Below are 18,557 nucleotides of genomic sequence, written 5' to 3' on the forward strand. Positions count from 1 at the left end.
ATTTTTGTCGAAAAACTGCACTGTGCTAAACATTTGAAGATCTTTTTGTGCATACGGTGTACTTATTAAGGGGGCTTCCTGGTATGCAAACGGGGGCTGCCAAAAAAGAGCACCGCCAATACCCGGCAAAACGCCGGGGTCCGCGGTGCTCCTATATAAGAGTATTGTGTGTGCTATGTACTATTTTTTAGGGCGGCCGGGCACCGGCTGGCAGTGGGGGCAGTAACAGCTGGAGCGCCCGCCGATGACCGTGCGCTCAATGGGTGTACCGCAGCGCGTACACGGCTGACCGGCGCGGCCATAGGCCTGCAAAAAGGCCTCTTCACTGTACTTTTTACCGGTTCCCTCCAGGTGCTGCCGGGCGGTGCGGCGCTTGTAGCTTATCCCCTGCTGCAAGATCTGCGGGGTGAGCGCCGCTATGGCCCTCCAGTCTTTGGGGCGCAGCGTGCTGGCCGGGCTGGTGGGACAGATACCGGCGGCAAACAGGATCTCGTCGGCGTAGATGTTGCCGATGCCCGCCACCACGCTCTGGTCTAGCAGGCATTCCTTGATGGAACGGCGCCGACTTTGCTGGCTCTTTTGCAGGTACCCGGCTGTGAAGGTGGGGTCAAAAGGCTCGGGGCCCAGTTTGGCCATACCGCTGAAATCGTCTTGTTCACCTGCCGTCTGCAGCCAGAAGCGGCCAAACCCACGGGAGTCTACATACCGCAGCTGCGTGCCGTCACTGAGCGAAAACACTACGTGGGTGTGTTTTTCCTGGGGCCAGTCGGCCGGGACGGCCAACAGGTTGCCGGTCATGCGCAGGTGCAGGATCACTGTATCACCGCTGTCCATCTGCAGGGTCAGAAATTTGCCGCGGCGACCCATGGCGGTGATGGTACAACCGGCCAAAGCGCTGCAGAAAGTCTCGGCTTGGGGGCGGGCGATGATCTTTTGCTTGAGCACGGCTGTATCGACGATCTTGCGCCCCACGATACAGGGCTCGATCGCCTGGCGCAACGTCTCTACTTCGGGCAGTTCCGGCATGGGTATCTCCTTGACCTATGTGGTCGCTCTCTTCTGGCGGCGGCTGTTTAGAGCAGCTCGCAGACCAGATCGGTGTAGGCGGTGGGGTCCTCGATGGCAAAGCCCGCGATCAGGCTGGCCTGCTGATAGAGCAGCTGGGCCAGCTTGGCGGCGCGGTCCCGGTCGCCGCTAAAGGCCTGCTGCAGCTTATTAAACATGGGGTGGTCAGCCCCCAGCTCGAGCACTCGCTGGGCTTTGGGCGCGTCCTCCATCTTCATCTGGGCGAAGTACTTTTCCATCTCCAGCGTGACTTCGCCGGTGCTGGAGAGAAATACCGGGTGGCTTTTGAGCTTAGAGGATATCTGTACGTCGCTGACTTTGTCTTTGAGCGTCTCTTTTAAGAAGGCCAGCAGCTCGCCGCTCTGCTCCTCTTTTTCTTTCGCCGCCTTTTTCTCCTCTTCGCTCTCGGGCAGCTCGGCGGCATTGACGTTTTTGAGCTCCTTGCCGTCCTGGTCGTGCAGGATCTGCATCACGAACTCGTCCACTTCGTCGGTGAGGTAGAGGATCTCCCAGCCGCGGTCGCGGATGGCCTCGGTCTGGGGGAGATTGGCGATCTTCTGCACCGAATCGCCGCAGGCATAATAGATCTCCTTTTGATCCTCGGGCATGCGGGCGACATACTCTTTTAAAGTGACCGGCTTTTCCTGGGTGGAGGAGTAGAACAGCAGCAGGTCGCGCAGCTGATCTTTGTGGGCGCCGTAATCGCCGACCGTACCGTATTTGAGCTGCAGGCCAAACTGGGCAAAGAAGCTCTCGTATTTCTCGCGGTCGCTCTCGAGCAGCTTCTCCAGCTCGCGGCGGATCTTCTTTTCGATATTGGTGGCGATGGTGCGCACCTGCCGGTCCTGCTGCAACATCTCGCGGGAGATGTTCAGCGACACATCGGGCGAGTCGACCACACCTTTGACAAAGCGGAAGTGCTCGGGCAGCAGATCGGCGCAGTTCTCCATGATGAGCACGCCGCTGGAGTAGAGCTGCAGGCCTTTCTGGTAGTCGTTTGAATAGTAATTGTAGGGGGTGCGCGCCGGGATGAACAGCAGCGCCTCGTAGGAGGTGAGGCCCTCGGTGCTGACCCGGATGGTGGTGAGCGGGGCCTCGAAGTCGCCGCACTTCTCGCGGTAGAAATCGGCGTACTCCTCGCTGGTGACTTCGCTCTTGGGGCGGTGCCAGATGGGGACCATGCTGTTGAGGGTATCGACCTCGCTGTACTGCTCGTACTCGGTCTTTTTGTCCTCCCCTTCACCGACTTCGACCGGGCGCGACTTGGTGACCATCATTTTGATGGGCCAGCGGATGTAGTCGGAGTACTTTTTCACCAGACTGCGCAGCCGGTACTCCTCTAAAAACTCGCTGTACTTGTCGTCTTCGGTGTCCTCTTTGAGGTGCATGATGACGTCGGTGCCGGCAGTGTCGCGGGCGCACTCGGTAATGGTGTAGCCGTCGGCGCCGGAGGAGACCCATTTATAGGCCACGTCGCTGCCGTAGGGGCGGGTGATGACGGTGACCTTGTCACTGACGATAAAGGCCGAGTAAAAGCCGACGCCGAACTGGCCGATGATATCGGTGTCATCAGCTCCTTCTTGGCCGGCAATCTCTTTTTTAAACTGCAGCGAACCGCTGCTGGCGATGGTACCCAGGTTTTCTTCTAGCGACTGCCGGTCCATGCCGATACCGTTGTCGCGCACGGTGATGGTGCGCGCCTCTCTATCCGGCAGTATCTCGATATAAAAGTCGTCTCTCGAAAGGCCCACTTCCCTGTCGGTCAGGCCGCGGTAACACAGCTTGTCGATGGCGTCGGAGGCGTTTGACAAGATCTCGCGCAGGAATATCTCCCGATTGGAGTAGATGGAATGGATCATCAAATCGAGCAGCCGTTTAGACTCTGCTTTGAATTGTTTTTTAGCCATGGAAACGATCTCCCTCTCGCAAAATTAGCACTCGAGTAATTAGAGTGCTAATTAGAGAATACCGCAATCCCTTTTTTATTTCAATGAACAATTTGTAAATTGTGCCATTTATACAAAAACAGTCTCTGTTTATACAGCCATTCATCTAAGAGCTACAGCGGGCTGTACCGATGCTGAAAGCGCTGTCTTTGGCGGGCAGGCAATCTGCCCCCACAGTCCGCAAGCAGCAGAACCTGTGGCCTTACAGAGCCAAAGTTTGGTACATCTGATGGGGCGACAGCAGTAGACAAAAGCGGTGTTTATAGGCTATACTAAAAGCCTGGTCGGGGCGGCGCCCCGTCCCTTTTTTAACTGCGACCGACAGCCGGCTGCCAAGACGCCCCGGCTGTGCACAGACAGGAGTAGAGGAGTTGCCATGTACGAGATAAAGCGAAAAAAGGTGCTCAACCCCACCGTTACCTTAATGGAGATACAGGCCCCACTGGTGGCCGCCAAGGCCCAGCCGGGCCAGTTCATCATTTTGCGGGTAGATGAAAATGGGGAGCGCATCCCCCTGACTATTGCCGATTTTGACCCCGCGGCAGGCACGGTGACCATTATCTTTCAGATCGTGGGCGCCACCACCGCCAAGCTGGGCGCCCTGAACGAGGGCCAATGCCTGCACGACTTTGTGGGGCCGCTGGGCACCCCGAGTCACCTGGAGGGGCTTAAAAAGGTGGCCGTGATCGGCGGCGGCGTGGGCAGTGCGATCGCCTACCCAGTAGCGAAAAAGCTGCATCAGCTGGGGGCCGAGGTACATACCATCGTGGGCTTTCGCAACCGGGATCTGGTCATCTTAGAGGACGAGTTTCGGGCGGTCAGCGACAAGCTGATCATCATGTCTGACGACGGCTCTTACGGGCAAAAGGGGCTGGTGACCAACGCCCTGGAAGACCTGATCAAAGCCGGCGAGCAGTACGATGAGGTCATCGCCATCGGCCCGCTGATCATGATGAAGTTTGTCTGCAAGCTGACCGAGAGCTACGGCATCAAGACCGTCGTCAGCATGAACCCCATCATGATAGACGGCACCGGCATGTGCGGCGGCTGCCGCCTGACGGTGGGCGGCGAGACCAAATTTGCCTGTGTAGACGGGCCGGATTTTGACGGCCACCTGGTGGATTTTGACGAAGCTATGGAGCGCGGGGCCATGTACCGCGATTTTGAGCGCCACCAGTACGAGGAGACCTGCAACCTCCTCAGTAAGGAGGTAGAGTAACTGTGCCCAACATGTCTTTACACAAAAACGAGATGCCCCTGCAGGCCCCTGAGGTGCGCCGCCACAATTTTGATGAGGTAGCGCTGGGCTATAGCGAGCAGCAGGCCGTAGACGAGGCCATGCGCTGCCTGAACTGCAAGAACAAGCCCTGTGTGGGCGGATGCCCGGTGTCGATCGACATACCCGGCTTTATCTCCAAGATAAAGGAGCGGGACTTTGAGGGCGCTTACCAGGTGCTGCAGGCCCAGTCCTCTCTGCCGGCGGTGTGCGGACGGGTGTGCCCGCAGGAGACCCAGTGTGAGCAAAAATGCGTGCGCGGCATCAAGGGCGAGCCGGTGGCCATTGGTCGACTGGAGCGCTTTGTGGCTGACTGGCACATGCAAAATGCCACCGCTGCCCCGCAGAGACCGGCGCCTAACGGCCACCGGGTGGCGGTGGTGGGGGCGGGCCCCTCTGGCCTGACCTGTGCCGGCGACCTGCAAAAGGCCGGCTATCAGGTGACGGTTTTCGAGGCGCTGCACACCGCCGGCGGCGTGCTGGTGTACGGCATCCCCGAGTTTCGCCTGCCCAAAGCCATCGTACAAAAAGAGATAGACACCCTGAAAGCGCTGGGTGTAGATGTGCAGACCAATGTGGTAGTTGGCAAAACGGTCACCGTAGACGAGCTGTTTGAGCAGGGATACGAGGCGGTGTTCGTAGGCTCTGGCGCTGGGCTGCCCCGGTTTATGGGTATTCCCGGGGAAAACCTAAAAGGCGTGTACTCGGCCAACGAGTTTTTGACCCGCACCAACCTGATGAAGGCCTACCTGCCCGGCAGCGATACCCCCATCTCCCGCGCCAAAAAAGTGGCGGTGGTTGGCGGCGGCAACGTGGCTATGGACGCTGCGCGCTGCGCGCTGCGGTTGGGCGCCGAAGAGGTACATATCGTTTACCGCCGCAGCGATGCCGAGATGCCCGCCCGCCGGGAGGAGATCGAGCACGCCAAAGAGGAAGGGGTCATTTTTGATACGCTCACCAACCCCACCAAGATACTGGGCGACGAGCACAAATTTGTAAACGGCATGACCTGCATGAAGATGGAACTGGGCGAACCCGACGAATCGGGCCGGCGGCGGCCGGTGGTCAAAGAGGGTTCGGCCTTTACCATGGAGGTAGACTGTGTGATCATGGCGATCGGCACCTCCCCCAACCCCCTGATCCGCAACACTACCGAGGGGCTGCAAACCGACCGCCGCGGCTGTATCATTGCCGAGGAGGATACCGGGCTCACCTCTCGCCAAGGTGTTTACGCCGGCGGCGACACGGTGACCGGGGCGGCAACGGTGATCCTGGCCATGGGCGCCGGTAAAAAGGCGGCCCAGGCCATTGACCACTATCTGCAGGAGAAGTAAAAAAGATTTCCACTTAAGAGGGGACCACAGCTTTAAAAGCTGCGGCCCCCTCTTTGGCATCCGGATAAACTTCTCCGGTCATATCTGGAACTTCTTTTATTTGCCCACGCTTACACGTGCAGGCACAGCTAATGGCTGCCGGCGGCGGAAAGCGACGGGCCGGCCGCGGGGGCGTACTGAGTGAGCACATCCACAAAGCGGTGCCTGCCGTCCACTGCACTCTTTTGGCCATCAGCGAACAACACCGGCAAATAGCCACCCTGTAAAGCGGGGTCCGTGAATACTGTGGCGGTTCATTTTGCTGCCAGTCGCCAGTTCTCCCCGCTTATTTTTGCTGTACCGCTTTGCCTTGATTGTAATGTGTTTTCACTTTACATATGCAAAAACCCCTGTAATACAGGGATCTTTGTCAGATCTTGCCGTATTTGTGTGTAAAGCTAATTACATTTACATGCTTATTTTCACTCCCACAGGCAGACCTCTACTTGATCGCCTGGCTGTTTGCCAATCTTTGCGCGAATATCTTTGCGCAGACCCAATATATGGCCGGGCGTTTTCATGCGCACCAGACTGCCGTCATAAGGGCAGCCGTCGAAGGTGGCATGTACCGGGACCCGGCCGCGGCCAAATTCTGCCCGCACATCAAAAGGAATCTCTACATAGGCGCCATCGATATCCGGAACTTTTCTGATCTCGGCTCGAAAGCGGTAAACACCTTTATTTTTCATTCTGTCCTCTCTCCTACTTTTCTCCCTTTATTATAGCCCCACAAAGCTGCCCTTGAAACACTTGACAAATCATCTTTTTTCGGTAAGATGGATACAGAAAACAGCATATACGGTGGATGGCGACCCTAGACATCGGCGCGATGAGACGCCGGGGCCGAAGAAGCAAACCGCCCGGGGCGCACATTTCCCCGGCGGCAGAAACTGACAGGCAAAAAGGAAGGTAGCCAGACGGACCTCTGAAGAGAGCGGCTGCGGCTGCCGCCTACGTGGCAATAACCAACTGGCAAAAGGACAGAGAGAGCATGTGCGCATTTGGCGCGCCGGCTCTCTCTTTTTTGGTGTAGATACCACTGCCGGTAAGACCGTGTGATCTGGACACATTCGCGCCTGTGTATGGCTGTTGGGACAAAATACAAATTGGTGGAGGAACTGAAAATGAAGATGATGTTGGTGGGGGCCGGAGCGGTCGGGGAGTGTATTTTGAAGGTCATGCAGACACGCGACCGAGAGGGGCACTGGTTTACCGGGGCGCTGGTCTGCGATATCGATATCGCGCGGGCACGGCAGGTGGTAGCAAGGCTCCCCTTTCCTGAACGCTGTACCGTGGCGGCGCTGGACGCCCGCAGCACCCAGGCTATCGCCGACCTGGCACAGGCGCACCAGATCGACCTGATCATGGATGCGGCAGCACCGTTTGTAGCTGATAACATTTTTGACGCCGCCTTTTTAGCCGGGGCCGACTACGCCAACATGGGCACCTGGTCGATCCCCAGCCAGAGACCGGCCTACGGACCGGGGATCGAAAACAGTTACGACCGCCCGATGACCGCTTACAACTTTAGCCGCCATGAGGAGTGGCAGCAGCGCGGCCGGATGGCCTGCATCTGCCTGGGTATAGACCCGGGAGTAGTGAACGTATTTGCCCGCTACGCCGCACAGTACCTGTTTGACACGCTGGAGGAGGTGCACGTAAAAGATGGCGGTGACCTGTCTATCCCCGGGGCGGGACCGGACCAGATCGCCTTTGGCTTTAATGTGTGGACGGTGCTCGATGAGTGCATGAACCCCAACGTGGAGTATGACCGCGACCGGGGCGGGCTGATCGTGGAACCCGCCCTGACCGGCGGCGAGACCTTTGTGATGCCCGACGGCATCGGCCCCAACCACCTGGTAAAGGTGGAGCATGAAGAGGTGGTGACGATGCCCCGCTACCTGGCGCGCTACGGACTAAAGCGGGCCACTTTTAAGATCGCACTGGACCCCAATTTGATAACCGCGCTAAAGACGCTGGATGCATTGGGGCTGCGCAGTTTAAAGCCGGTAGACGTGGGGGGTGTACAGGTGGTCCCCCGAGATGTGGTGGCGGCCTGCGCGCCCCAGCCCAGAGATATCGGCCGCGAGATGACCGGCAGCATGTGTGTAGGGGTGCACTGTATCGGCCAAAAAGACGGGCGGCGCAAAGAGGTGTTTTTGTACCAGACCTATGAAAATACCAGAGCTATGGCCGATTGGGACATGCAGGCTGTAGTGGCCCAGACTGGTTTTGGCGCCGCGCTGGCCCTTGAGCTGATCGCCACTGGGGTGTGGCGCGACAGCGGCGTGTTTTCGCCGGAATATTTTGACCCCCTGCCCTATTTAGCACTCATGGATCAGGCCGGATTTGACTGGCACTGTGTGGAGCTGACGCCACAGCAGCTGTAGACTGGGACGGTTTCTTGTTGCCAAATAGCCCGTTGGTCCTGTATAGTAAAGAGGTAGCCGGTAAGAGGGGCCGCTGCGATCGTCATCTGTGTGCAGCGGAGATGGCCCAGAGACCGCTACAGCTCGTTTTTAGCCGTATGACCTATTTAGAGGAGGATTTACCATGCAGTATCAAATCATCGGCGAGCCCATGCCGGTCGTCACCTGTTCGCTCGCCGCCGGCGAGTCAATGATCACCGAAAAGGGGTCGATGGCTTGGATGTCGCCCAATATGGATATGCAGACCTCGGCCGGCGGTATCGGCAAGGCTTTTGGCCGCATGTTCTCGGGTGAGGCCATGTTCCAAAACATCTATACCGCCCAGGGCGGTCCTGGACTTATCGCCTTCGCCTCCAGTTTCCCCGGTTCTATCCGCGCGATCTCTATCTCGCCCGAGCACCCGGTCATCGTGCAGAAGACCGGTTTTTTGGCCTCGGAATCGGGGGTACAGCTCTCGCTGCATTTCCAGAAAAAATTGGGCGCCGGCTTTTTTGGCGGTGAGGGGTTTATTATGCAGCGGCTGTCGGGCAGTGGTACGGCCTTTGTCGAGATCGACGGCTATGCCGTCGAGTACGACTTGCAGCCCGGCCAGAGCATGGTCGTAGATACCGGCAATCTGGCCATGATGGATGCCACCTGCACCATGGAGATACAGACGGTAAAAGGCATTAAAAACAAGTTTTTGGGCGGCGAGGGATTTTTTAACACCGTTGTGACCGGGCCGGGCAAGGTGACCTTACAGACCATGCCGGTCAGCGGAGTGGCCCAGGCATTGGCCCCGTTTTTCAATTCCGGCAGCAACTGATCCTGTTACTGCCGCCAGCTCCTATCCCCCGCCCCAATGGCAAAAATGTCCGCTGGGCACGGTGCCGACGGGCATTTTTTGTACCTGTTATGATGCCCGTGCCCATAAGATCACTGCTTTTATACGGATAAAACACCTTTAGCGGCAGATGGGACACCTTTATCAAAACCACTATAGATACCTCCATACCAGCTTGCACAGTAGGCCTTTTATTTGACCGGATCTTACAGGAGGTTCTGACACACACCCGGTAGGATAAAACGGTTCGTACCGGTACCATCATCGAACCATCGCAAAAAGCGGTATCTATAGGTTCATTATAGGCATCAGTCGGTGGCGGCATATCTGTCCCGTTTATAATTTTGAACGATGGCTTTCGGCTGGTCGAGCGCTCGCTGAATGCCGGCGGCGCCGAGCCGCCGGATCAGATGTGCCAGGTGCTCGCCGACATCATATAAAACTGCTCTGGTGGCCGATTGGGTGGCGGCCACATGCCCGGCACATTTCAGGGCATACTATGGGTGCCTGAAAGGAGCTGAGACGGCAATGCGTGAAACACCGAATATGCCTGTTGACCCCTATGACGAGGAGGAGCTGTATGAGGAGATGATGGCCGTGGCCTCGAGCACCGAGTGCACGGGCCTGGTGCCCACTCCGCCGGTGACCAACCCGGAAGTGAGCGCCTACAGCGAGATCTACGATATCCCTCTGTCAAAAGACGACGTGTTGGATATGGAAGACAAACAGTAGATCCGCACCCCGTCAGGGCACCAAAAAGAGCGGACCCGAGAGCTATCTCTCAGGTCCGCTCTTTTTTATTTTACTCGATACAACTGCTGTTTTCGGGGCGCTATTTATCTAAGACCCGCACCTCAAACTCGCAGTAGTCGTCGCCGTTAGCACAGCACTTGGTCTCGCGCACCTCTACCGGGCGACCCAGCGGAGTCTCGAAACAGCCGGCGGCGGTGCCCGCCTCGTAGGCACAGATCTTCATGCCGATATTGGGCATACCGTAACAGTCGGCACATTCGTAGTTGCGGTAGATGGCAAAGTCTTCCCGACACTCCACGATCTCCTGAATGGCGTAGCCGTGCTGGGCGGCGATGGGCTGATTGCTGAGCATGATCTCGGGCAGAGTTTTACCGGTCAGATACGGGGCGATAAACTTCTCACCGATGATACGCGCAGTCTGGTAGGCCATATCCAGCAGCTCGGGGAACATCAAAAAAGTAAAGGTCTGCCGGTCGCGCATGTAGAAGATCTGCATGTCGTTTCCCAGTGTGGGCCGCAGCGGCCGGTGCTCATCGAGCATGCGGTAGTGCTCCTGGATACGGGCCACCAGCTCGGGGCTGCGGTCGATGACCTGACCCATCTCGCGGTAGGCGCGGTCGTCGATGCACAGTTTTTCGGCGATCGTCTGGCGGTAAGCCGACAGCGTATCGAGTCCCGCAAACAGTTTTTCATCCTGCATATCCTGTAACTCCTCTAGTGTTTTTCACGGTCGAAGGTCTTGCCTGCCGCCGCCGGGCCGCCGCCTTTGCGGCGCACCAGCAGCAGGACCAAAATGGTGATGACATAGGGCAGCATTTGAATGAGCTGCACCGGTATGCCGCTCTGCTGCAGGCGAAATTGCAGGCTCTGGGCCAAGCCGAACAGCAGACCGCCGCCCAGCGCCCCGATGGGGTTCCAGGCGCCGAAGATGGTGACGGCCATGGCGATGTAACCGCGGCCGGCCACCATATCGCGCGAGAACATGCCGATGTCGCCGATGGAGAGATAGGCGCCGCCCAGGCCGCACAGCAGACCGCACAGCAGCACACAGATATACTGCATCTTGGGCACCGAGATACCGGCGGCATCGGCTGTTTGCGGGCTCTCGCCCACGATGCGCGCCCGCAGGCCGAAGGTGGTCTTATAGAGGAACACCCACAGCAGCGCCACCGCCGCCAGCAGCAGCAAAAACAGCGGCGAAAAGCTGCCGAAAGCCTGGCCGATGAAGGGGATCTTCTTTAAAAAGGTCAGTTCGATGGTGGGCAGTGTGCCGACCATCTCGCTCTTGCCGCGGTTTTGCCATATGGCCACCAGCAGCACCGTAGTCACCCCGCTGGCCAGCAGGTTGACCCCCAGGCCGCTGATGATATGGCCGGTGCCGTAGTGAATGGTAAGCACCCCGTGCAGAAGCGAGAAGAGCATGCCGGCGACCATGGCAAACAGCAGCCCTATCCAGGGAGAACCGGTCACCAGCGCACCGACCACGCCGCCAAAGGAGCCGGCCAGCATCATGCCCTCGATACCGATATTGACGATGCCGGCCCGCTCGCAGATGGTGGAGCCCAGCGCACCAAAACAGATGGGGATGGCGATGCGCATCGCACCGGAAAACATGGTCCCGGCAAATTGCAGCGTTTCAGTCAGGGCCATATCTACACCTCCTCGGTCGTGGCAGGAGCCGTTTCGGACCCCTTATGTATGGCGGCCGTTTTTTTCTTTTTGCGCCGGTAAAAATACACCAGGCCGGGGGTGGCTACAAAGATGATGATGAGCGCCTGCATGATGCCCACGAAGTCCTGGGGGATCTTGGTCATGCGGTCCATCATGGTAGCGCCCGAGCGCAGCGCCCCGTACAGGATCGCCGACAGCGTGACACCCAGCGGGTTATTTTGGCCCAGTACTGCGATGGCCAGACCGTCGAAGCCGTAGCCCGGCGAAAAGCCTTTCATAAAGTAACCGTGTACGCCCAGCACCTCACAGGCACCGGCCAGACCGGCCAAGCCGCCGGAAATGAGCATGGTCAGCAAAAACTGGCGGCCCTTTTTCACCCCGCCGCTCTCGGCGGCAAAAGGGTTGAGTCCCACTGCCTGCAGCTCGTAGCCGAACACGGTGCGCCGCAGCACCCAGACCAGAATGACAGCGGCCAGGATGGCGATAAGAAAGCCCACTGTAAGGCGGGAGTGGGGGTACAGCGTGGGCAACATAGCACTCTCGGCCACCCGCTCGGTCTTTACGACCATCCCTTCGGCCTTAAAGTGATAGGTGGTGAGATAATCGGTCAGGTAGGTGGCGATGTAGTTGAGCATGATGGTGATGATGACCTCGCTGACGCCCAGCTTGATCTTTAACCCTCCGGCCAGCACCGCCCACAGTCCGCCGGCGATAAAGGCGGCCAGCAGACACAGGGCTATGTGCAGGACCATGGGCAGATCTTTGCCGTAAGCGCCGGCCAGTGCCGCGGCGAAGGCGCCCATATACAGCTGGCCCTCGGCGCCGATATTCACTGCACCGCCCTTCATGGCAATGGCTACAGCCAGACCGGTAAAGATGAGTGGGGTGGCGGTGCCCAGCGTATCGGCAATGTTGGCCGCCCCGCCAAAGGCGCCGGAGAACATGGCCCCGTAGGCCACGAAGGGGCTGTAGCCCGACAGAGCCAGTATCAGGCCGCTGACCACGATAGCACCGACCAGAGCCAGCAGCGAAGTCTGCAGTTTTTTGCTTTTTAGGACTTTGCAAACGCGCTGTGCAGCGTTTCCAAGCATGGGCGCTCCTCCTTCTCGGTATCTTTGTGATAGCCGGTCATGAGCAGGCCCAGGGTCTGCTCGTCAAAATCGGCCGGGGCGCCGGTGGCTACGATGCGGCCGCGGTACAGTACCCCCACCTGATCTGACAGACCCAGCACCTCGTCGAGCTCGGCCGAGATGAGCAGGATAGCCTTACCGGCATTTTTCATCTCGATGAGTTTTTGGTGGATGTACTCGATGGCGCCGATATCCACCCCGCGGGTGGGCTGGGCGGCGATGATGACATCGGGGTCTTGCGACAGCGCCCGCCCGATGACCACCTTTTGCTGGTTGCCGCCGGAGAGAGAGGCGGCGGTGTCGTCGATGCTGCCCACCTTGACCCTGTAGTCGGAGACGATCTGCCGGGTGTGCATCTCGATGGCTTTTTTGTCCAGCACCCCACGGCGGCTAAAGCGGCGGCTGCGCTGATAGCCCAGGATGGAGTTGTCGCGGATAGAGAAGTCGGCTACCAGCCCGCGCAGGCCACGGTCTTCGGGGATATGGGCCAGACCGCGATCGGCCATTTTAGTGGGGGTGGGCTTGTGCACCGGCTGACCGTTTAGCAGCACCTGGCCGGCAGACAGCTGGCCGATACCGGTGATGGCCTCGATGAGCTCGGTCTGGCCGTTCCCCTCTACCCCGCAAATGCCAAATATCTCGCCGGCATGTACCTGCAGCGACAGACCGCTGAGCAGCTGCATGCCCCGGCGGCGCAGCTCGGCGTCTTTTACCTCCAGCAGCACCGGCGCGTCTGCAGCTACCGGCTTGGCCCCCTGCACTTCGAACTGCACCTGGCGGCCCACCATCAGGCGGGCCAGCTCGGCAGCGTCGGTCTCGGCGGTATTTTTGGTGGTGATGAGCTTGCCGGCCCGCAGGATGGTCACCCGGTCAGAGATTTCGAGGATCTCTTTTAATTTGTGGGTGATGATGATGATGGTCTTGCCGTCTTCCTTTAAAGAGCGCAGCACCGCGAACAGGTCTTTTACCTCCAGCGGGGTGAGCACGGCGGTGGGCTCGTCTAAAATGAGCAGGTCGCATTTGCGGTAAAGCGCCTTGAGGATCTCGACGCGCTGTTTGTTGCCCACCGACAGATCGCCCACGGTAGCTTTGGGATCTATCTGCAGGCCGTAGCGGGCCGACAGTTCGGCGACCTGCTGCTCGGCTTTTTTGCGGTCAAAAAAGGGACCCTTACGCGGCTCGTAGCCCAGCACGATGTTCTCGGTCACGGTCATGGGATCAGCCAGCATAAAATGCTGATGCACCATGCTGATGCCCTGCTCGATGGCGCTGCTGGGGCTCTTTAATGTCACCGGGCTGCCGTTGAGGATGATGCTCCCCTCATCGGGGACCGACATGCCGTAAAGCATGCGCATCAGCGTGGTCTTGCCGGCACCGTTTTCACCCAGCAGCGAGTGTATCTCCCCTTTTTTTACCGAAAAATCCACCCGGTCGTTGGCCACCACTTTACCAAAAATCTTTGTGATGCCCCTCATCTGCACAAAATCCATGGGTCCTCCCCCCTGTACCCAAAAAGCAGATAAGCGGCCAAAAGCCGCCTACCTGAATTTGGGGATGGTCTCTCCCTGCGCTGTGTCAGCGCCTTTTGTATTTACTTCAAATTTTTGACGAAAGCGTCGTACTCCTCGGCGGTGCGGGGCGGGGTGATCTTGCCGTCGACGATATCCTGCTTGGCGGCGGCAGCGGCGTCCAGCGCCTCCTGGCTGGGCATTTTTTTGGTGCCTTCGGTGGTGTAGTCCACACCGCCGTCTTTAAAGCCCAGCATCACATCGCCGGATTTGAGCGTACCTTCTTTTACTGCTTTCACCTGGTCGAACACCACGTTATCCAGGGTGCGCATACCGCTGGCGATGATCACATCGGGGTCGATGGGGATCTGGTTCACGTCGGCACCGATAGCCAGTTTGCCGCGCTCAGCACCGGCGCTGAACACGCCCAGGCCCGAGCCGCCGGCAGCCTGCATCACGATATCGGCACCGGCGTCGTACATCGACAGGGCCAGCTCTTTACCGGTGTTGGCGTCGTTAAAAGCGCCCACGTATTTTACCATGATCTCTACATCTTTGTTGTGGGCGATGGCCCCGGCTTTAAAGCCCTCTACAAACACGTTGATGGAGGGGACATCCATACCGCCCAGAATACCGACCTTGCCAGTCTTGGTGGTCATAGCGGCGATGGTGCCCAGCACGTAGGCTTTCTCTTCGTCTTTAAAGTTGATGCTGGTGACGTTGTCGCCCTCGGCCGAACCGTCGATAATGACGAACTTCTGGTCGGGGAACTCGGCGGCCACAGCGGTGACGGCGTCGGCCTGGTCGAAGCCGATGCCCAGGATCAGATCGTACTTTTTGGATTTGGCGAAGTCGCGGAAGTGACCCTCGAACTCGGCGATCTCTTTGGGCTCGACATACTGCACGTCGGCATCCAGCTCGTCGGCGGCTTTTTGCAGGCCTTTGTAGGCGCTGTCGTTAAACGACTGGTCGCCCAGACCGCCGGTGCCCAGCACCAGCGCCACGCTGGGGCCGCTCTTGTCAGATTTACTGCCGCTGTCTTTCCCGTCTGAACCGCAGCCGGCAAACACCAGAAGACCCATGACCACACTCAAAACCAAGGCAAGCCATTTTTTGCGCATACTCTTCTCCTTTTTTCCTCTGTATCCCACTCTGTTTTTTTATCAGTGACCTCTTTTATATAGAGGGTCTACCCAAATTTTACTGGCCGATGCGCTCGCGCACGTTCTCGGGCACCTCGATGAGGTAGTCGGCGCAGTGGCAGTGTTTCTCGTCGGGCACGATGGCGGCGATGGTCTTCAGCGTGATGGTGCCCATTTTCTGGCCGCAGCCCCGATACCAGTCGAAGATGGAGGAGCCGGCCCAGTTGGTGCTCTCTACCCCTTCGGCGTAGTTGGAGACGATGTAGCAGGAGGCGTAGCAGGCGCCGATGGCCCGGGCCAGGTAGCACTCCGGCACGATGGTATGACCGGAGATATCACAGCCCACCGACTGCAGGAATTTGATCTCGGTCTCGGTCTCGAAGCGCGGGGGCTCGGTGTTGGCGTACACGCCGCGGGGGAACACCCGGTCGTACTGCTCACGGGCAAATTTGATGAGCAGCTCGCGCAGGTCGGGGCACAGCGGCGACTGCATGCGCACGATGTTGCGGGTGAATTTATGGATGTTCGAGGGGCGTTTGGTAAAGTCGAACAGGTCGTGGGGAATAATGATATCGCCCGGGTCCATCAGCGGGTTGGCACTGCCGCCACTGCCTTCAGCCACGATGTATTTGACCCCGGCCTGCTGGAAGACCCAGAATATCTGCTCGCTGGGACAGCCCTCAGGGGCCAGCCCGTGGAAGCCGTGGAACGGAACGGTGAGCAGCTGGCGGGCTTTGCCGTCGGCGGTGATAGAGCCGTCGAGCTCGATGAGCTTCATGGGCATGGTCGTGCCGAAAGGCGTCTCGAACTCCATGTCTTTTTGCAGGACGCGCACGCCGTCGAGCCCCACCGTTTCGGGGAACTCACCAGCCCAGGTGCCCGAGCCGCCGATAATGGCATATGTGACCTTGGGGATCTCGTTTACGATCATTGTCTACCTCCACTTTTGCCGTGTTCTGGCCGCGGTGGCCAGAACGCCTGTCCCAAATATCCCTACAGGGGCGTCCCCTGTAAAAAGCGATCTCTGTCAACGTAAAAAGCGCCCGCAGAAGATGTACACGAATGTGTTCAATCTCTGCGAGCGCAAAAAAGCGAACTCGAATAGAGCTATCTCGATTTTTAGAAATAGCTGAAAAAACACATTCATAGCGTACGACAATTTCCGGTTGTCCCGTAGATACTCCTGCGCCGTATTCGCAGGCTTATACGAATGCTGATCTCGGTATTCAGTTGACGCCTTTAGCATAACACCACCGTTCAAAAAGCGCAATTCCCTTTTTGAAATACGGCTAAACATCCAAACTTTATAAAAAATATTGTCGATGCTTAGTAGTATTCAACAATAGCATCTTTCACAATAAAACGTGCTTTCGGCCGTGGTTTGAGGGCGCTTGGCGGTAGCTAGACCACACGCAAAATACCGGTCTGTTTAGATATCCTGCCCAGCTTATACCGTATAAGGATGGTTTTGACTGGGCTTTCTGACCTACTCTACCCGGTCATATACCTAACTTTACCTACACTTGTGTAAACTGTACAGGTATCTCTCCTTCTGTTTATGTAGTTTGCCACACTCTACTTTCTCCCATTTTTTGGTATATGCTGCACAGGATCACCTTTTCTTTGGCCGGCAAACGGCGTATACTGTGAGATAGATCCAAATGAAAGCGGCACTTTAGCCCCCTATACATTACGTATTTCGCCAGGCAGCAACCTTCTCGATACGGTCCGGCCAGTACACATTGGGCCAAACATGTACTGCCAGAGCAGGCTGAGTAGACGGATCACCGCATCAAATAATCTGCAAAATGCAGTGGGAACGGGCAGACCTGGGCAGACATTCAGCTGTATCAGGCTGCCGGTTCCGGGCCGGCTAACTGCTACTGCACAGAGGAGAACATGATGAGAGACGTAGAAAAGACCATTGGCAACCTGATCGACAAACAGACGGTAGCGTTTTTGGGTTCAGTATCTGAAGATGGCTACCCCAATATCAAGGCCATGTTAAAACCCCGGCTGCGGGAGGGGCTAAAGACCTTTTATTTTACCACCAACACCTCCTCCATGCGGGTGGCCCAGTATCGGCGCGAACCCAAGGCCTGTATCTATTTTTGCGACCGCCGCTTTTTTCGCGGTGTGATGCTTCTGGGCACTGTAGAGGTACTGGAGGACAGCGAGAGCAAACAGCGCATTTGGCAGGACGGCGATACGCTTTACTACCCACAGGGGGTGACCGACCCCGACTACTGTGTACTGCGCTTTTTAGCGCAGCGCGGCCGCTATTATCGCAATTTTTCCTCGGAAGATTTTACAGTGGAATAGAGCGGCGCAGTGCGTACCATCTGTAAATGACAGAGAGAGCAGACCCCGCACAATAGGGTCTGCTCTCTCTATTTTTGTGTTCAATCTTACAAGGCTGCAGGTAGCCAGCGCCGATCTTTACGGCCGCGGTGGCCGGGCTGAATGTATAAAACAGGTCGCGGTCGCGGTGATCCCCATCTGTATGATATGGCCATCCGCGAAAACATATGCCCGCGATGTTTCGTGACATATCTACCGCACAGGGATGTACAGGTCTACCTCTGAATCGGGGTGATCATACCCCAGAAAGCGCCGATCGTAAAGCTCAAAATCCTCTCGGTCGTCCAGCTGTTCTCTGGTGTTTAAAAACCAGGTGCCCCAGATATAGGCAAAGGTCTGTGGCAGGCGGCGCAGCGAGCCGCGGTGGGTGAACACCGCATACCGCCCACCGGGCAGCTCTTTGCGCACAAATGGCTCTGGCAGCCCCACAAAAGAAGACACTTCCATGCCGGCTACCTCACTGAACAGCACCTGGTCATTCATGGTGTAGACGGTGTTTTCGTGACAGGCCTCACAGATGCCGAACCCGCGGGCGCTGGGCAGCCGGTTGGGGATCTGCGCATAAACGGCATTGACCCGCTCCCACAGCTGTCGCAGGCGGTTATCGTGCAGAGTGGTCTTGCCGCGCAGACCAGCCACCTTGATCGGCGGCAGCGTCACGATCTGGGGGTGTACCGTCACATTGCTGGCCAGGTGGTCCAGCCGCTCGGTATCCAGCTGCCACTTGGCGCTGACAAAGGTATTTAGCCGCTGCCGCCGGTAGGACTGCGGGCTGGCATGAAAAGAAACCTTAAAGGCGCGGCTAAATGCCTCGGGAGAGTCAAAGCCACTCTCGATGGCGATATCAATGACTTTTTTATTGCTGTAGAGCAGCTTTTGGGCGGCGTCGGCCAGACGGCGTTTTTTGATATAGCTGCCCACGCTCTCCCCCAAAACTGCCGAGAACTGCCGGTTTAGATGATAGTAGGAGTACCCGACGGCACGGGCCACTTCCTCTACCCGAATATCTTCTCCCAAACGGCTCTCGATGTACACGATCGCCTGTTCCAGCGCTTTTTTATAGTCCACTGTTCGCCCCTT

General features: G+C 57.7%; 16 protein-coding genes and 1 riboswitch. Of the genes, 6 read left to right on the plus strand and 10 right to left on the minus strand.

From position 1 onward, the window contains the following. Nucleotides 1–180: 180 nt before the first annotated feature. Complete coding sequence (gene mutM, locus H8K20_RS05375; RefSeq protein ID WP_186487701.1) at nt 181–1,026, minus strand: bifunctional DNA-formamidopyrimidine glycosylase/DNA-(apurinic or apyrimidinic site) lyase; 846 nt, start codon at nt 1,024–1,026, stop codon at nt 181–183. Nucleotides 1,027–1,073: 47 nt separating this feature from the next. Next, nucleotides 1,074–2,972 carry a molecular chaperone HtpG gene (htpG, locus tag H8K20_RS05380; RefSeq protein ID WP_186487702.1) on the minus strand — a complete coding sequence of 633 codons (1,899 nt, stop codon included), beginning with the start codon at nt 2,970–2,972 and terminating at the stop codon, nt 1,074–1,076. A 415-nt stretch (nt 2,973–3,387) separates the two neighbouring features. On the opposite strand from htpG, the gene H8K20_RS05385 reads away from it, so the two are divergent. Next, a complete protein-coding gene (locus H8K20_RS05385; RefSeq protein WP_154865421.1) occupies nt 3,388–4,230 on the plus strand; it encodes a sulfide/dihydroorotate dehydrogenase-like FAD/NAD-binding protein in 843 nt (280 codons plus the stop codon). 2 nt (nt 4,231–4,232) lie between these two features. Further along, complete coding sequence (gene gltA / locus H8K20_RS05390; protein WP_186487703.1) at nt 4,233–5,621, plus strand: NADPH-dependent glutamate synthase; 1,389 nt, start codon at nt 4,233–4,235, stop codon at nt 5,619–5,621. Between the two features lie 461 nt (nt 5,622–6,082). On the opposite strand, the gene H8K20_RS05395 is transcribed toward gltA, so the two are convergent. Further along, the gene (locus tag H8K20_RS05395) at nt 6,083–6,349 is read right to left on the minus strand and encodes a DUF1905 domain-containing protein (RefSeq protein ID WP_186487704.1); all 267 of its coding nucleotides are present in this window, start codon (nt 6,347–6,349) and stop codon (nt 6,083–6,085) included. Between the two features lie 435 nt (nt 6,350–6,784). On the opposite strand from H8K20_RS05395, the gene H8K20_RS05400 reads away from it, so the two are divergent. The 3 genes from H8K20_RS05400 to H8K20_RS05410 all read left to right on the plus strand — a co-directional run bounded on the left by H8K20_RS05400 (nt 6,785) and on the right by H8K20_RS05410 (nt 9,644). After that, nucleotides 6,785–8,050 carry a saccharopine dehydrogenase family protein gene (locus H8K20_RS05400; protein WP_186487705.1) on the plus strand — a complete coding sequence of 422 codons (1,266 nt, stop codon included), beginning with the start codon at nt 6,785–6,787 and terminating at the stop codon, nt 8,048–8,050. Nucleotides 8,051–8,213: 163 nt separating this feature from the next. Beyond that, nucleotides 8,214–8,894: a TIGR00266 family protein gene (locus tag H8K20_RS05405; RefSeq protein WP_105204408.1), complete on the plus strand. Its 681-nt coding sequence runs from the start codon at nt 8,214–8,216 to the stop codon at nt 8,892–8,894. A 546-nt stretch (nt 8,895–9,440) separates the two neighbouring features. Next, entirely contained in the window at nt 9,441–9,644 is a 204-nt protein-coding gene (locus tag H8K20_RS05410) for a hypothetical protein (RefSeq protein ID WP_129589398.1), read from the plus strand. 100 nt (nt 9,645–9,744) lie between these two features. On the opposite strand, the gene H8K20_RS05415 is transcribed toward H8K20_RS05410, so the two are convergent. The 6 genes from H8K20_RS05415 to H8K20_RS05440 all read right to left on the minus strand — a co-directional run bounded on the left by H8K20_RS05415 (nt 9,745) and on the right by H8K20_RS05440 (nt 16,047). Then, nucleotides 9,745–10,365 (minus strand): V4R domain-containing protein, encoded by a 621-nt coding sequence (locus H8K20_RS05415; RefSeq protein WP_243206183.1) that lies wholly within the window; start codon nt 10,363–10,365, stop codon nt 9,745–9,747. 14 nt (nt 10,366–10,379) lie between these two features. After that, nucleotides 10,380–11,315, minus strand: a complete 936-nt coding sequence (locus H8K20_RS05420; protein WP_105204406.1) for an ABC transporter permease — start codon at nt 11,313–11,315, stop codon at nt 10,380–10,382. A 2-nt stretch (nt 11,316–11,317) separates the two neighbouring features. Continuing rightward, nucleotides 11,318–12,427, minus strand: a complete 1,110-nt coding sequence (locus H8K20_RS05425) for an ABC transporter permease (protein WP_154865417.1) — start codon at nt 12,425–12,427, stop codon at nt 11,318–11,320. Then, nucleotides 12,388–13,956 carry an ABC transporter ATP-binding protein gene (locus H8K20_RS05430; protein WP_154865416.1) on the minus strand — a complete coding sequence of 523 codons (1,569 nt, stop codon included), beginning with the start codon at nt 13,954–13,956 and terminating at the stop codon, nt 12,388–12,390. Before H8K20_RS05430 ends, H8K20_RS05425 begins: the two co-directional genes overlap by 40 nt. 101 nt (nt 13,957–14,057) lie before the next feature. Beyond that, on the minus strand, nt 14,058–15,095 hold the full coding sequence (locus H8K20_RS05435; protein WP_154865415.1) for a BMP family lipoprotein: 1,038 nt from the start codon (nt 15,093–15,095) through the stop codon (nt 14,058–14,060). Nucleotides 15,096–15,174: 79 nt separating this feature from the next. Then, entirely contained in the window at nt 15,175–16,047 is an 873-nt protein-coding gene (locus H8K20_RS05440; RefSeq protein ID WP_186487706.1) for an MTAP family purine nucleoside phosphorylase, read from the minus strand. 195 nt (nt 16,048–16,242) lie between these two features. Further along, a riboswitch (purine riboswitch) is annotated at nt 16,243–16,346 on the minus strand. A 669-nt stretch (nt 16,347–17,015) separates the two neighbouring features. On the opposite strand from H8K20_RS05440, the gene H8K20_RS05445 reads away from it, so the two are divergent. Beyond that, nucleotides 17,016–17,438, plus strand: coding sequence for a pyridoxamine 5'-phosphate oxidase family protein (locus tag H8K20_RS05445; protein ID WP_186487707.1), 423 nt, complete (start codon nt 17,016–17,018; stop codon nt 17,436–17,438). A gap of 231 nt (nt 17,439–17,669) precedes the next feature. Here H8K20_RS05445 and H8K20_RS05450 read toward each other — a convergent pair whose 3' ends face one another. Next, nucleotides 17,670–18,545 carry an effector binding domain-containing protein gene (locus H8K20_RS05450; RefSeq protein ID WP_186487708.1) on the minus strand — a complete coding sequence of 292 codons (876 nt, stop codon included), beginning with the start codon at nt 18,543–18,545 and terminating at the stop codon, nt 17,670–17,672. Between the last annotated feature and the right edge of the window lie 12 nt (nt 18,546–18,557).

It is taken from the genome of Neobittarella massiliensis (ex Bilen et al. 2018) (assembly GCF_014269355.1).
Lineage (GTDB): Bacteria > Bacillota > Clostridia > Oscillospirales > Ruminococcaceae > Neobittarella > Neobittarella massiliensis.

What these genes read in the sequence shown, in the direction of transcription:
- mutM (WP_186487701.1), bottom strand. Translation starts at nt 1,026, where the DNA reads ATGCCGGAACTGCCCGAAGTAGAGACGTTGCGCCAGGCGATCGAGCCC.
- htpG (WP_186487702.1), bottom strand. Translation starts at nt 2,972, where the DNA reads ATGGCTAAAAAACAATTCAAAGCAGAGTCTAAACGGCTGCTCGATTTG.
- H8K20_RS05385 (WP_154865421.1), top strand. Translation starts at nt 3,388, where the DNA reads ATGTACGAGATAAAGCGAAAAAAGGTGCTCAACCCCACCGTTACCTTA.
- H8K20_RS05395 (WP_186487704.1), bottom strand. Translation starts at nt 6,349, where the DNA reads ATGAAAAATAAAGGTGTTTACCGCTTTCGAGCCGAGATCAGAAAAGTT.
- H8K20_RS05400 (WP_186487705.1), top strand. Translation starts at nt 6,785, where the DNA reads ATGAAGATGATGTTGGTGGGGGCCGGAGCGGTCGGGGAGTGTATTTTG.
- H8K20_RS05405 (WP_105204408.1), top strand. Translation starts at nt 8,214, where the DNA reads ATGCAGTATCAAATCATCGGCGAGCCCATGCCGGTCGTCACCTGTTCG.
- H8K20_RS05410 (WP_129589398.1), top strand. Translation starts at nt 9,441, where the DNA reads ATGCGTGAAACACCGAATATGCCTGTTGACCCCTATGACGAGGAGGAG.
- H8K20_RS05415 (WP_243206183.1), bottom strand. Translation starts at nt 10,365, where the DNA reads ATGCAGGATGAAAAACTGTTTGCGGGACTCGATACGCTGTCGGCTTAC.
- H8K20_RS05420 (WP_105204406.1), bottom strand. Translation starts at nt 11,315, where the DNA reads ATGGCCCTGACTGAAACGCTGCAATTTGCCGGGACCATGTTTTCCGGT.
- H8K20_RS05425 (WP_154865417.1), bottom strand. Translation starts at nt 12,427, where the DNA reads ATGCTTGGAAACGCTGCACAGCGCGTTTGCAAAGTCCTAAAAAGCAAA.
- H8K20_RS05430 (WP_154865416.1), bottom strand. Translation starts at nt 13,956, where the DNA reads ATGGATTTTGTGCAGATGAGGGGCATCACAAAGATTTTTGGTAAAGTG.
- H8K20_RS05435 (WP_154865415.1), bottom strand. Translation starts at nt 15,095, where the DNA reads ATGCGCAAAAAATGGCTTGCCTTGGTTTTGAGTGTGGTCATGGGTCTT.
- H8K20_RS05440 (WP_186487706.1), bottom strand. Translation starts at nt 16,047, where the DNA reads ATGATCGTAAACGAGATCCCCAAGGTCACATATGCCATTATCGGCGGC.
- H8K20_RS05445 (WP_186487707.1), top strand. Translation starts at nt 17,016, where the DNA reads ATGATGAGAGACGTAGAAAAGACCATTGGCAACCTGATCGACAAACAG.